8 protein-coding genes are annotated in these 14,040 nt (G+C 69.5%); 6 read left to right on the forward strand and 2 right to left on the reverse strand.

Features of this window, described 5'->3' with window-relative positions:
* Nucleotides 1-200: 200 nt before the first annotated feature.
* The 4 genes from ACFWQC_RS14545 (at nucleotide 201) to ACFWQC_RS14560 (ending at nucleotide 10,930) form a co-directional block, all read left to right on the forward strand.
* Nucleotides 201-6,386, forward strand: coding sequence for an Ig-like domain-containing protein (locus tag ACFWQC_RS14545; protein ID WP_378678899.1), 6,186 nt, complete (start codon nucleotides 201-203; stop codon nucleotides 6,384-6,386).
* A gap of 10 nt (nucleotides 6,387-6,396) precedes the next feature.
* Complete coding sequence (locus ACFWQC_RS14550) at nucleotides 6,397-7,365, forward strand: AAA family ATPase (protein ID WP_378678902.1); 969 nt, start codon at nucleotides 6,397-6,399, stop codon at nucleotides 7,363-7,365.
* A gap of 140 nt (nucleotides 7,366-7,505) precedes the next feature.
* Nucleotides 7,506-8,690, forward strand: a complete 1,185-nt coding sequence (locus tag ACFWQC_RS14555) for a DUF58 domain-containing protein (RefSeq protein ID WP_378678905.1) — start codon at nucleotides 7,506-7,508, stop codon at nucleotides 8,688-8,690.
* Nucleotides 8,687-10,930 (forward strand): DUF3488 and transglutaminase-like domain-containing protein, encoded by a 2,244-nt coding sequence (locus ACFWQC_RS14560; RefSeq protein WP_378678908.1) that lies wholly within the window; start codon nucleotides 8,687-8,689, stop codon nucleotides 10,928-10,930. The genes ACFWQC_RS14555 and ACFWQC_RS14560 overlap by 4 nt, the downstream gene beginning before the upstream one ends.
* A 1-nt stretch (nucleotide 10,931) precedes the next feature.
* Here the strand turns inward: ACFWQC_RS14560 and ACFWQC_RS14565 are convergent, their stop codons facing one another.
* Complete coding sequence (locus ACFWQC_RS14565; RefSeq protein ID WP_378678911.1) at nucleotides 10,932-11,297, reverse strand: PPOX class F420-dependent oxidoreductase; 366 nt, start codon at nucleotides 11,295-11,297, stop codon at nucleotides 10,932-10,934.
* A 33-nt stretch (nucleotides 11,298-11,330) separates the two neighbouring features.
* Complete coding sequence (locus ACFWQC_RS14570; RefSeq protein WP_378678914.1) at nucleotides 11,331-12,749, reverse strand: FAD-dependent oxidoreductase; 1,419 nt, start codon at nucleotides 12,747-12,749, stop codon at nucleotides 11,331-11,333.
* 299 nt (nucleotides 12,750-13,048) lie between these two features.
* On the opposite strand from ACFWQC_RS14570, the gene ACFWQC_RS14575 reads away from it, so the two are divergent.
* Nucleotides 13,049-13,579 carry a DinB family protein gene (locus tag ACFWQC_RS14575; RefSeq protein ID WP_378678917.1) on the forward strand — a complete coding sequence of 177 codons (531 nt, stop codon included), beginning with the start codon at nucleotides 13,049-13,051 and terminating at the stop codon, nucleotides 13,577-13,579.
* A 1-nt stretch (nucleotide 13,580) separates the two neighbouring features.
* Nucleotides 13,581-13,982, forward strand: a complete 402-nt coding sequence (locus ACFWQC_RS14580; RefSeq protein WP_378678920.1) for a VOC family protein — start codon at nucleotides 13,581-13,583, stop codon at nucleotides 13,980-13,982.
* Nucleotides 13,983-14,040: the final 58 nt, after the last annotated feature.

Here is a 14,040-nt window from a genome sequence, read left to right on the forward strand (position 1 = left end):
AGGCGCGCCTAGAGTAAGCCAGACTTTTTGTGTCGGCTGGCCATTTGGCATGGAAGGACTTGGGTAGAGTCTTGGTGGCACGTTTCGGGATGGCGTCCGGGTGGATGCGGCGTCATCGGACCTCCATCGCGTCCTGGGCCGCTCTTGCCGTCGTTGCGAGCGGTTTGACCGTCTACGCGATCCAGTCGACGGGTTACCCCGTGCACAAGGCCGATCTCGACGACGGCGGCATCTGGGTGACCAACCAGTCCTGGGGCACCCTGGGCCGCCAGAACCGCCCCGTCGCCCAGCTCGACGGTGTCGTCTGGGCGGGCAACGAGGCCGGGTCCAGGTCCGAGCGCGCCGGCCTCGACGTGGTGCAGAACGGCATCGCGGTGGCCTCCGTCGACCGCGACGCCCGCACCATCACACCGGTCAACACCAAGCTCGCCGAGGGGATCGACGACGACGCGGTGACCGTGAAGGACAGCCGCGTCGTGATGGGTGGCAACACCATCGGCGTCGCCGAGCAGAAGACCGGCAAGGTCTGGCTCACCTCCGTCGACCCGACCGCCGGCGTCGGCGACCTCTCGGACCTCTCCGGCTCCACGAAGCCCACCGAGACGGTCGGCGCCGACGCGGTGCTCGCCATCGGCACCGACGGGACCGCGTACGCCGTCTCCGCCGCCAAGCGGACGCTGACCACCTTCGCCCCGGACGGTGAGCGGTTCGCCGATCCCGAGGAGACCAAGCTCCCGAAGGCTCCGGAGTACGCGGAGACCCCGACCTCGGCGACCGTCGTCGGCGGCGACGTCATCACCCTCGACCAGGCCGGCTGGCTGCTCGGCGCCGCCAAGGGCTCCGACATCGCCGTGGACTTCGGTGACACCGCGGAGAGCGCGGTCCTCCAGCAGCCCTCCGTCAAGGCCAAGGAGGTGCTCGTCGGCGACGCGACGGGCCTCAAGGCCGTCGCCCTGAGCAACGGCGAGATCCGCCACGTCGCCGAGTCCGCCGGCGACCCGGCCGCCCCGGTCCGGCTCGGTGACTGCGTCTTCGGTGCCTGGGCCAACGGCTCGACCGGCTCGGTGGCGACCCAGTGCGGCGAGGGCGAGCCGATCCTGGGCGAGATCCCGACCCTGGGCCCGGCCGCCGAGCTGGAGTTCCGGATCAACCGTGGCCAGCTGGTGCTCAACGACCTGCGCAACGGTGATGTCTGGGAGATCGACGGCGCCGACATCAAGAAGATCTCCAACTGGGAGGCGTTCCAGCCGCAGACCCAGAAGCAGAACCAGAAGAAGGACAAGCAGCAGCAGCAGACGAAGGCCGCCCAGGCGCCGAAGGCCAAGGACGACCAGCTCGGTGCCCGCGCCGGACGCACCACGGTCCTGCACGTCCTCGACAACGACTCCTCGGCCAAGGACTCGATCCTGAGCGTGGTCTCGGTCGGCGAGGCCTCCGTCAAGGGCGTCGAGGCGACTATCGCCCCCGACCGGCAGTCGGTCCTGGTGACCGCCCCCGAGTCGGCGCAGGGGAAGAAGACCAGCTTCAAATACACCGTCGACGACGGGATGAAGGGCAAGGCCGGCCAGGACGACGCCAGCGTCGAGCTCAGCATCGAGGGCTCGGGAGGCACCGGCAAGCCGTCGCTGCGTGAGCACTACACGCCGACCGACTACACCGTCGCGGCCGGCGGCACCGTGGAGATCCCGGTGGTCGGCGACTGGCGCGACGAGCGCTACGGCGACCCGGTCACCGCTCAGTCCCCGACCGCGTCCAAGGGCAAGGCGAGCGTGACCCCCGACGGGCTGCTGCGCTACACCGCCGCCACGGACGCCTCCGGCAGCGAGAACCTCGGCTATCAGGTCAGCACCGGCGGCAAGCCGTCGAAGGACAAGGTGCGGATCAACATCGTCGCCGGAGCCACCACCGCCTCCCCGGAGCCGAAGGACGACGTCGCCGAGGGCACCCAGGGCTCCTGGGTGACGATCCGCCCGCTCGACAACGACATCCCCGGCGCCGACCCGTCCAACCTCGACGCGAGCCTCACCCTCGCCGGCGACGTCCCTCCCAAGGGCGGTCTCGAGGTGAGCACCGACCGGGAGACCGGCGTCGTGCGCGCCCGAGGGAGCTCGCCGGGCACCTACCAGCTCAGCTACAACGCCGGGTTCGGGGCCGCGAAGCCCGCCGCGGCGAAGATCCGCGTCGACGTCAAACCCGCCTCCCAAGCGGCGGACGAGCCGATCGCGACTCCGGACACGACTGCCGTCCTCGGCACCTCGACCCGCACCCTCGACGTCCTCGCCAACGACTACGACTCCCGTGGCCGGCTGCTCGCCGTGACCCATGCCGAGCCGGTCGGCGACAGCGACCTGACGGTTGCCGTGCTCGACGGTCGCTGGCTGCGGATCCAGGCGTCCAAGCCCGACATGGACCCGTCCACCCAGGCGATCCGCTACACGATCAGCAACGGCGCGGCCGAGGCCGAGGGGTCGGTGACGGTGAGCCAGCGCCCGGCGCTGCGCGGAGCCGAGAACGCCCCCGAGGCGGTCGACGACGAGGCCACGGTCCGGGCCGCCGACTCCGTCTCGATCCCGGTCCTCGACAACGACTCGACGCCCTCGGGCGACCCGGTCGGTCTGGTCGTCGACCAGACCATCGAGACCAAGGGCCAGCTGCAGGTGCTGGGTCAGCCGACGGTCGGGGAGGCCTACATCGACGGCAACCGGGTCCGCTACGTCGCCCCCGACGACGTGAAGGGTCCGGTCGACGTAGACGTCCGCTACGTCGTGCAGAACACCGGCGACCCCTCCGCCGAGCATTCCTCAGGCAACATCCGCATCCACGTCAAGCCGCTGCCGAAGAAGAAGGCCGACAACTCCGCGCCTGCGCCGAAGGCGCTGGAGTCGCGGGTGGTCCAGGGCGACGAGGTCACGCTGCGGCTGCCCACGGTCGGCACCGACCCCGACGGCGACTCGGTCTCGGTGACCAGGATCAACAGCGCGCCCGCCTACGGCCGCGTCCTGGCCCACGGCGCCAACACGATCACCTACCAGGCCTTCCCCAACGCCGCCGGCACCGACGAGTTCACCTACGAGGTCAGCGACCCGTTCGGTGCCGTCGCGACCGGCACGGTGCGGATCGCCGTCGTCGCGCCCGGCGCTCCCCAGCGTCCGGTCGCCGTCGACGACCTGGTCACGCTCGACCCCACCAAGAAGCTGACCTACGACGTACTGGCCAACGACCTGCGTACGCCGGGGACCGAGCTGCACCTGGCCTCGACCGACGCGACCGAGGGCTCCAACGTGAAGCAGCGCTCCGACGGCATCGTCACCGTCCAGGGCGGCTCCGGCGAGCCGTTCCAGCACGTGCCCTACCGCGCCACCACAGGTCTCCACGAGGACACCGGCGAGCTTGCGATCCGCTATCAGGAGGGCTACGACAACCCGCCGATGGCGGGGATCGTGGTCGCCCATCCCGAGGGCGACTCGTCGACCACCACCGTGGACGTGATGACCAAGGTGACCGACATCGACGACTCGCTCGAGGACCTCACCGTCGACGCGGTCAAGGGTCCCTCGGTCGGCGAGGACGAGTCCAAGCCGAAGATCGACGACGGCAAGGTCACCCTGCCGGTCGGCGACAACACCCGGGTGTGGACCTACCGGGTCACCGACCCCGACGGCGCCCAGGCGGTCGGCTCGATCTACGTTCCCGCGCGTCCGAAGGACGCCCCCTACCTGAAGCCGGGTTCCGAGCTCCAGCTCAATCCTGGCGAGACGAAGAACGTCGACATCACCGACTACGTCGAGGACCCCGAGGGCGACCCGGTGGTGCTGACCACGACCGACAAGATCGTGGCCGCTCCCGAGGGCATGCTCAACACCGGCGACACCACCGCGACAACCGTCAAGGTCACCGCCGGCGAGACCAAGGGTCCGGCGACCCTGACGTTCGAGGTCGCCGACCGCGAGAAGATCACCTCTGCCGACGCACACCTCTCGGTGATCTCGCTGCCGGTCCAGATCGGCAAGGAGGAGCCGGAGATCAACTGTCCGAGCACCCCGGTCGAGGTCCCGGAGAGCGGCAACGGCGCGCTGGTCGACATCGCCGCCATCTGCCACGTGTGGACCGCCGACCCGGGTGACGCCGACGACCTCGACTTCACCGCCGAGGTCGGCGACGGGCTCGACGGGGTCGAGGTCAAACCCGAGGACGGTGGCCTGCGGCTCACCGCCGACCGCGCCGACGCCGGTGCTCAGGGTGCCCTGGAGATCGGCGTCGAGGGCACGGACGCGACCGGACAGCTCCTGGTCACCGTCATCGCGCTGCCCGCGCCGTCCCTCTCTCCGATCAAGCCGCTGCAGACCGAGGCTGGGAAGACGGTCGCTATCGACATCGCCGACTATCTGCAGACACCGGTGCCGTCGGAGTCTCAGGAGGTGGTGATCACCAAGCTCGACCCGGTCGACGGCGACTCGCCCGACATGGGCAAGGCCAGCGGCTCGAAGATCACCTTCAACACGCCCGAGGAGGGTCACGGCCACTATCGCTACGCGATCGAGGTCAGCGACTCCGGCAAGGACTCCAAGCGGGTCAAGGCCACCGGCGTCATCGAGGTGGACGTCATCGACGTCCCCGGCGCGCCGACGGCGCTGCGTACGACCTCCGACTTCCTCTCCAACGTGGTCGCACTGTCGTGGAACGCGCCGAAGGACAACGGCGACGACCCGATCCAGCGCTACGAGGTGGAGGCCAACGGCGACCACGTCCAGGACTGTCCGTCGACCTCGTGCCGGATCACCGGGCTGAAGAACGGCGTCGTCTATGACTTCCGGGTGCGTGCGGTGAACTCCGTGGGCCCGAGCCGCGAGTGGAGCAACTCAGCCGAGGGCGAGCCTGACGCCTACACCGGTCCGGTGCAGAACCTCCGCGTCACCCGCCAGCGCGACCACAAGGTCGAGCTGAGCTGGAGCAAGCCGGCCGCGTGCGACTGCTCGGACGTGCAGAAATACCGGATCAGCTGGCCAGGCGGCGGCATCAAGGACATCTCCGCAGGTCAGACGAGCTATCCGGCGGCGGTCAGCTCCAACGGCGACCCGGTGCAGTTCACCGTCGTGCCGCTCAACGACAAGGGCGTCAAGACCAACAAGGGCCCCTCCGCGACGGTCGAGGGGATGGGGGCCGGCAAGCCCGACACCCCGGCGACGCCGACCTTCGAGTGGGCCAACACGGCGAACAACTCCGGCAAGGCGGTGACCGTCTCGTGGAGCCCGGTCGCGGCCAACGGCCCGGCGCCGGTCACCTATGAGGTGCGCCGCACCGGCGGCACCGGCGAGAAGATCGTCTGCTCCTGGGTTGCCGAGACCAGCTGCCGCGACGACGTCGCCAACGACGGCACGATCTACACGTACGCGGTCAGAGCCCGCAACGCGGAGGCGACCTCGCCCCGCGAGACCGGGTCCGGCGGTTCGCCGGAGGCGCACATCTCCAGCTACTCCGCGGGCGGCAAGGTCGAGGCGGCGGCGACGCCCGACGCGGTCTCCTTCGCGTCGGCGACGGCCACCGGGACCAACGGCCAGGCCGAGATCGTCTTCACGCCGCGCGCGTCCCACGGAAAGACCAACATCGTCGAGTGCGTACGGAACGGCTCGTCGTGCGGGTCGTGGACGTATTCGCCGGAGGGCGCCGGTCAGCAGACCAAGACGATCTCGGGCTTCACCAACGGGGCGGCCACCAATGTCCAACTCCGCTCGTGCAACGGCTCTGGAGGGGGCACCGGTGCCGGGACGGCCTGCGGGGCATGGTCGACGAAGTCCGTGACCACCTATGGTCCGTTGGGCCAGCCGAGCATTTCGCTGACCCGTGACGGCAACAAGATCACGTGGACGATCAATTTCAACGGTAACGGCAAGACCGGCACCTACCGAGTGACCGGTTCCAACGGCCTGGGGACGGTGGGGAACGGCACCGTGACTGCTGGCGCCGGTTCCGCCCGCAACACTGTCAGCAACCTCGAATGGGACACGAGCTACACGTTCACTGTCACCGTCAGCGACTCTGGCCGGGCAAGTAAGTCGGCTGAGGATTCGATCAGGACCGCGCCTCCTCCGGACCCGATCCTCGAGGTGAACAAGGCCGGCGAGTGCTCGGGCGCATCCTGCCCCGAGCCGGACGTGGCGTGTGGCGGCACCTGTTGGTACGTCGGCTCGACCATCACCGACCTCGCATTCCCGGGTAAGACCTGGGAGTGCAGCACCAACTCCACCACCTCGCGTTGGAATGTGAACATCGGGAGCAACGGCAAGGGCACGGGCAGCGGTCGCGGCTGGGTCGGCGCCAACACCCCGTTCCGAGTGACCTGCACGACCTCCGGTCGACCCAATCTTTCGAAGAACGTTACGTGGTAGGAGAGAAGAAATGACCGTCACGACCGAGCAGGCTCGTTGGTTCCACGAGACCTTCGAGAAGCTTGCCGACAACGTCGAGAAGGCGGTGCTGGGCAAGCGCAACGTGATCCGCCTGGTGCTGACCGCGCTGCTCTCCGAGGGCCACCTGCTCCTCGAGGACTACCCCGGCACGGGCAAGACCCAGCTCGCCCGCGCGCTGGCCAACACGGTCCAGGGGTCGCACGCCCGCATCCAGTTCACGCCGGACCTGCTCCCGTCCGACGTCACCGGTGTGACCGTCTACGACCAGGGCAAGGGCGCCTTCGAGTTCCACCCGGGCCCGATCTTCCACTCGATCGTGCTCGCCGACGAGATCAACCGTGCCTCCCCGAAGACCCAGTCGGCGCTCCTGGAGGTCATGGAGGAGGGCCGGGTCACCGTCGACGGTGCGACCCGCGACGTCGGCCGCCCGTTCATGGTGATCGCGACCCAGAACCCGATCGAGCAGGCCGGGACCTACCGGCTGCCCGAGGCGCAGTTGGACCGCTTCCTGATGAAGACGTCGGTCGGCTACCCCGACCAGAACGCCACCGTCGAGCTGCTGATGAACTCCTCGGTCCGCGACCGGGCCACGCTGGTCACCCCGATCATCACCGCCCCGACGGTCACCCAGATGGCCGAGATGGCCGACCAGGTCTACATCGACCAGGCGATCGTCGCCTACGTCTCCGCGCTGGTCGACGAGTCGCGTCGCCACAAGCACGTACGCCTCGGCGCATCCATGCGTGGCTGCCTCGCCCTGGTGCGTACCGCCAAGGTCTGGGCGCTCGCCGAGGGCCGCTCCCAGGTGCTGCCCGACGACATCAAGTCGCTCGCCGAGCCGGTGCTCTGCCACCGCCTGATCCTCGACCCGGAGGCGATGTTCAACGGCGTCACGGTCGAGGACGTCATCGGCGACCTGCTCACCTCGGTCCCGGCGCCGCAGGAGCGCGTGGCGTGAGTTCGCCGCTGGTTGAGCCGGATCCGCGAGGTACGAGCGAATCCGTGTCGAAACCAACACGGTCCCCTCGGCGCTCGATCAGGACCGTGTTGATCTCGACACGCTCGCTTGCGCTCGCGGCTCGATCAGCGGTTGTGGGAGTGGCTCGACCGACGGTGGTGAAGTGGTTCGGCACGGTGACCTCGATCGGCTGGGGCGTGCTGCTCCTCGGCGCGCTGGCCTGGGTCGCCGCGACCGCGCTCGGCTGGATCGAGGCGTCCGTGGTGGCGATGGCGGCGCTGTTCCTCGTGATCGGCGCGGCCTTCTTCATGATCGGGCGCACCCGGCTCGCGGTGGCGACCGTGGTCGAGCCGCCGCGCGTCGCGGTCGGTCAGGCCCTGACCGGCGAGCTGCGGGCCCGCAACGAGGCGCGCGGTCCGCTCGTCTCGACGAGCCTGGAGTTCCCCATCGGAGCGGGTGGGGTGACGTACGACCTGCCGATGCTGCTTCCCGGCGCCGAGCACACCGAGCTGTTCGTGGTGCCGACCCAGCGCCGCGGCGTGATCGACGTCGGGCCCGTCCGGACCGTACGCGGCGACCCGCTCGGCCTCTTCCGGCGGGTGCAGGAGTGGACCGACCGCACCGAGGTGTTCGTCCACCCGCGCACCACCCACCTGGAGCCCTTCGGCGTCGGCCTGGTCCGTGACCTCGAGGGGTCCACGGCTCAGAACACCTCGATGAGCGACCTCGCCTTCCACGCGCTGCGCGAGTACGTCCCCGGCGACGACCTGCGCCACATCCACTGGCGCTCCTCGGCACGTCATGGGCAGCTGCTGGTCCGCCAGTTCCTCGACACCCGCCGCTCCCACATCGTCGTCATCGTCGACTCCTCGCCGATGTCCTACGACTCCGAGGAGGAGTACGAGACCGCGATGTCGATCGCGGGCTCCCTGCTGCGTCGCGGGATCCTGGACGAGTTCGACGTCTCGTTCGCGACCGGCGACGTGCTGATGGTCCGCGCCACCGCGGCGAGCGGGGGAGGGCGTACGGCCCTGGACGCCTGCTCCCGGGCGAAACCGCAGCAGACCAACCTGATAGAGATCACCGCCGAGGCCGCCCGGCAGGCGCCGGATGCGTCCCTGGTGATGCTGGTGACCGGGCGCTACCCGGAGTTCGTCGCGCTGCAGCGCGCGGCCGGCCAGTTCTCGGTCGATGCGACCACCGTCGCCGTCCGGGTCGACACCTCGCAGCGTGCCGGCTTCAAGGCCGTCGCCGACCTGCCGATGCTCACCCTGCCCGATCTGGACCAGCTGCCGATCGTGCTGTCGAAGGGCCTGTCCGGATGAAGATGACGAAGCACCATGCCGTCGACGCCCTCCTCCTGTTCCTCCTCGGCGCCATCGCCTTCCTCGGCTTCGACGACACCTACGCCGGCTGGACCTACCTGGTCGCCGGCGTCGCCGGGCTGCTGCTCGGGATCCTCATCGCCTTCGTCGGCCGCGGACAGCCGGTGGTCGTGCTGGCCGTCGGGCTCCTGGCCGCCTTCTTCGTGCTCGGCGGCGCGGTCGCGCTGCACGGGATCGGCGACCTCTCGTTCCTCCCGGTCCCCGACACGATCGGCACCCTCGCCGACAACTCCGTGCACGGCTGGAAGCGACTGCTGACCACGCTGCCGCCGGTCGACGGCGGGGCGCTGCTGACGATCCCCTACATCCTCGGCCTGGTTGCCGGCTGTATCGGCTTCGCGCTGGCGGTGCGGACGAAGGCGGCGCTGCCGCCGGTGCTCGTCGCGTTCGCGCTGATGGCCGGGGTGATCCTGCTCGGTGTGCAGGACCCGTCCAAGACCGCGCTGCTCGGCGCGCTCTTCGGAGCGATCGCGATCACCTGGCTGTGCATCCGTGGCATGCGGGCCCGTTCCCTCGCCGCCGGTGGCCGCCGTCTCTCGCGGACCGCCATCGGAGCGGGCCTGTGCCTGGGTGCGGCCGGGCTGGCGTTCCTCGGTGGGCCGCTGCTCCCGGGTCTCGCGCCCGAGCGCACCGTGCTGCGCGGCGAGATCGAGCCGCCCTTCAACGTCGGGCAGTACCCGTCGCCCCTGGCCGGCTACCGCGTCTACACCAAGGGCTACCAGACGCCGGAGGATGACCGCCGGCTCTACGAGAAGGACCTGTTCACCGTCTCGGGCCTGCCCGAGGGCACCCGGGTCCGGGTGGCCGCGATGGATTCGTACGACGGCACCGTCTGGCGTGCGGCCAACGACTCCGGCGAGACCGAAGGTCCCGACGACACCTTCCAGAAGATCAGCTCGACGCTGCGCAACCCGCTCGCCGACGGCAAGCAGGTGCGCGGGACGATCACGATCGGGGAGGACTTCGGCGGCGTCTGGGTGCCGCTTCCGACCGCGCTCACGCACATCTCGTTCGACGGCCCCGACTCCGACTCGTTCCGCTACAACCTGGCGACGTCCACCGGTGTCCTGCCGTCGGCGCTGAAGCCGGGCGACTCCTACTCCTTCACCGCCTCGGTCGCCGACGAGAAGGTCGGGGAGAAGAGCGAGAACTGGTCGGGCGGGTCGCCGATCGGCGACGAGGCCGCCCAGTTCCAGGCGCTCGCCGCCGAGTACGCCGGCGGCGGTGACTCACCGATCACCAACGCGCTGGCGGTGGCGGAGAAGCTCAAGGAGGAGGGCACCTACACCGACGGGGAGCCGCCCAACCAGCAGTACCCGGCCGGTCACTCCCTGCGTCGCCTCGCCGACTTCACCGCCAAGGGCGGCCAGCTCGCCGGCAACGACGAGCAGTACGCCGCGCTGATGGCGGTCCTGGCCAACCAGGTCGGCGTTCCGGCGCGGGTGGTCCTGGGTGCTGTCGTCGGCTCCGACGGTGTCGTCGAGGGCAAGGACATGCACGCCTGGGTCGAGCTGCGGATGTCGGACGGGTCCTGGGCCACCCTGGACTGGTCCGAGTTCATGAACACCGAGAAGCCGCCCGAGCAGAACGCCCCCCAGCCCGAGGAGCTCGTCACCGGCAAGGTCGTCCCGCCGCCAGCACCGGTACGCCCGCCCGCGACCTCCGGCGACCCGCTGGACGAGTCGGTCAACCAGAAGGCCAACTCGCGGCCCGAAGGGTTCACACTGCCCGGCTGGCTGATCGCCGTCTTCACGTACGTCGGCATCCCGCTGCTGCTCATCGCCGCCGTGTGCGGGGCGATCATCGGCGCCAAGATCTGGCGGCGACATCGCCGGCGCACGCGCGGCACCCCGGTCGCCCGTCTCTCCGGTGGCTGGCGCGAGACCCTCGACCACGCCCGTGACTTCGGGGTCGGGGTGCCTGTGGGCGCCACCCGTCGCGAGCAGGCCTCCGCGCTGTCCGGGTCCGCGGGCATGGACGGTGCGACGGGGCTGGCGCTGCTCACCGACAACACCATGTTCGGCGAGGCCGGGCCGCAGGACGACGAGGTCGCCGCCTTCTGGGAGCAGGTCGGGACGATGCGCTCGTCGATCTCCGACTCACGCACGAGGTGGCAGCGCATCCGGGCAGCGATCAACCCGCTCTCGCTGGTGCCGGCCCGGCTGTTCCGCAAGCGCTGACTCAGTCGCCGAGGCCGTAGTCCCTGATCGATTCCGCCGTGATCCGGAGGACCTCCCGTGAGGTCCCCGGCATCGGCGGGTCCACGTCCGTGAGCGTCTCGGCCGTGCCGCGGATCTCGATCATCCGCGGCTTCCAGGGGTTGGTGGACTCGAGATCGTCGACCACGAAGGCCACCTGGTCGTGCTTCTGGGCGTTCCGGAACTTCCGTGACCTGCCCATCTGGTGGCCGCCGATGACGATCCGGTGCTCGTCGTCGATCTTGAACCCGACGGGGTTGTTCTGCAGGCCGCCGTCGGGGGCGAGGGTCGCGAGCCGTCCCAGCGGCTGGGTGCGGAGGTAACGGAGCTGTGTGTCGGTGAACTTCATGACCCCAGCGTCGATGCTCAAGTTGAGTTGAGGTCAACCCAGATCGGGTTCGTCGACGTCGGGTCGCGCGAGCGGTCCGACTGCGGGCCCGTCCAGGACGGAGCCGTCGGCGGAGAAGCGGGAGCCGTGGCAGGTGCAGTCCCAGCTGGTCTCGGCCTGGTTCCAGTGCAGGGGGCAGCCGAGATGGCTGCACCTGGCGCTCACGGTGTGCAAGGCGCCGGCCGGATCGCGGTAGCCGCCGACGGTGTGGCCGTCGATGTCGACCAGGCCGCCTTCTCCCGGACGCAGCTCGGAGGCGGGGCGGGCGTCGGGGTCGTGGCGACGGCCGGCGATGAGCTCCTGGCCGACCTTCAGGTTGTCCTTGATGAGCTTGCCGACGGACCGTACGTCGCCGATCCGGGAAGCGTCGAACACCGGTAGCCAGGGGTTGTCCTTGCCGACGAGAAGGTCGGCCAGCACCATCGCGGCCACGGTCCCGATGTTCAGGCCCCACTTCTGGAGGCCGGTGGCCACCAGCACCACATCGCTCGTCGGCGGGTAGCCGATGTATGGCAACCGGTCCGGGGTGAGATAGTCCTGCGACGACCAGCGGTAGTCGATCGCCTCGACGTCGAAGGTGGTGCGGGCCCAGCTCTCGAGGTCGGCGTACATCGCCTCGGTCTCGAGCTCGGCGCCGGTCTCGTGGCTGTTGCCGACCACGATCAGCCCGTTCGGGCCCGGGTCCAGCCACGGCCGGGTCGAGCGGCCGGGGGAGTCGATGCGGATCGCCATGCTGGTCGGGGCTGGGCCACGCAGTCGGACCGCCAAGCCGTAGGAGCGGGACGGTCTGGTTCGCGCGAAGTATCCGCCGAGCAGACCGGGCGGGAGCAGCGAGGCGACGACCACCTGGTTGGCCACCACGGTCCCTGTGGGTGTGGTGAGCTCGACGGTTCGGTCGCGCTGCTCGTCGATGGCGGTGACCCGCGTACCCTCGAATATCTCCCCTCCGGCCGCAATGAACGCGTCGGCGAGGCCTGCCAGGTATCGGCTGGGGTGGAAGTGGATCTGGTCGTCGAACGCGACCGCGGCCTCGATGTCGAAGGGCAGGTCGGTGCTATCGGTCACTCGTGCGGGGAGGCCGAGCCGAGCAGCGGCCCGGCCTTCGTCCTCGATCCGGGACCGCTGCACCGGCAGCTGCGTATAGGCCAGCGCCGGCGCTCGAGTCAGGTCACAACTGATCTTCAGCTCCGACACGAGGTCGGCGACCTGCTCCACCCCGGCCCGCATAGCCTGGGCGTACTGCCGCGCTTTGGCCTCTCCGTGTCGCTGGACCAGATCGGCGTAGATCAGCCCGTGCTGGGCAGTCACCTTTCCGGTGCTGTACCCCGTGGTGCCTCCGCCCACGGTCCCCGCCTCAAACACGGCGACCCGAAGGCCGCGGCGCTGGGCGAGGAGTGCGGTCGTCAACCCCACGATGCCTCCACCCACCACGGCCACATCGACCGCGAGATCAGGCTGCGGACCCGTCATCAGAGTGGCTAGCCGCGGCCTTTCGGCCGTGGCCAGCCATACGCTCGCGTGCTCCATCACGTACGGTGCTCCGGTGGTCGATGGCCAGGCCGTAGATCCGACGCTGTCATGGACCGATAGGCGGTGGCGTCAGTCATGCCTGGTCTGGTACCCAGCTCGGCGCGCTCGCATGCCACACGCATGGCTACGCAGCTCCGCTAATCGGAAGGTTTACGTCCGGAACCCGGCCTAGCGTGAGCGGCATGACGATCGAGATGACCCCGGTCATGGACGAGGCCGGGACGCTGCTCAGCACGCTCGACCGGATCCGGCGTACGTTCGCCTGGAAGTGCGGAGGGCTGAGCGATGAGCAGCTGCGTCAGCGGCTGGAGCCGTCCAGGATCACCCTCGGCTGGCTCCTCAAGCACCTCGCGTTCTGCGAGGACCACTACTTCACCGCGATCCTCGCCGGCAACGGATACCCGGACGTCTGGGCGCCCTACGCGCCGGATGAGGAGGGCTGGGACTGGAAGACCGAGGCCGAGGACACCCTCGATGGGTTGATGGAGCTGTGGGAGGGTGCGGTCGCCAGGTCCCGCCGGTCGATGGCCGAGGCCCTCGGCAGGAACGGGATGGACACGCCGGCGACCAACCCCGAGTGGCAGGTCGAAGCCAACGCCCGCCGCTACGTCGCCGACATGATCGATGAGTACGCCCGCCACACCGGTCACGCCGACCTCATCCGCGAGTCCATCGACGGTCTCGTCGGCGAGGACCCCAGGGACGGTGAATGAGATGGCCGGGATCAGGGGCGCGACAGGATGGATCGGTGTCAACCTCGCCTGCACCGACCCGCCCGCACTCGCCAAGTTCTATGCCGACCTGTTCGGCTGGGAGGTCAGCAGCTCCGAACCGACGTACGCCACCGTCCTCATCCGGGATCCGTCAGGCAACGCAACCCACAGCAACCTCGCCTTCGAGTTCGACCGCCACTACCGCCGGCCGGTCTGGCCGAGCGAAGCCGAAGCCCAGCAGCAGATGGTCCACCTGGACATCGGAGTCACCGACCTGGCCGCGGCAGTCAACGACGCCGCCGACTTGGGTGCGCAGCTCGCGGACTTCCAACCCCAGGACGACGTACGCGTCATGTTCGACCCCGACGGCCACCCTTTCTGTCTCTATCTCGATCAGGCTTGAGTGCCAGCGTGGCCACAGCTCGATCCGATAGAAAAGTTCTACGGTCCGAGTTATCCTG

Origin of the sequence: Nocardioides sp. NPDC058538, from assembly GCF_042719275.1 — a bacterium.
GTDB lineage: Bacteria > Actinomycetota > Actinomycetes > Propionibacteriales > Nocardioidaceae > Nocardioides.

Coding starts and splice junctions, on each gene's coding strand:
- ACFWQC_RS14550 (WP_378678902.1), top strand. CDS start 6,397: ATGACCGTCACGACCGAGCAGGCTCGTTGGTTCCACGAGACCTTCGAG.
- ACFWQC_RS14575 (WP_378678917.1), top strand. CDS start 13,049: ATGACGATCGAGATGACCCCGGTCATGGACGAGGCCGGGACGCTGCTC.
- ACFWQC_RS14560 (WP_378678908.1), top strand. CDS start 8,687: ATGAAGATGACGAAGCACCATGCCGTCGACGCCCTCCTCCTGTTCCTC.
- ACFWQC_RS14565 (WP_378678911.1), bottom strand. CDS start 11,297: ATGAAGTTCACCGACACACAGCTCCGTTACCTCCGCACCCAGCCGCTG.
- ACFWQC_RS14580 (WP_378678920.1), top strand. CDS start 13,581: ATGGCCGGGATCAGGGGCGCGACAGGATGGATCGGTGTCAACCTCGCC.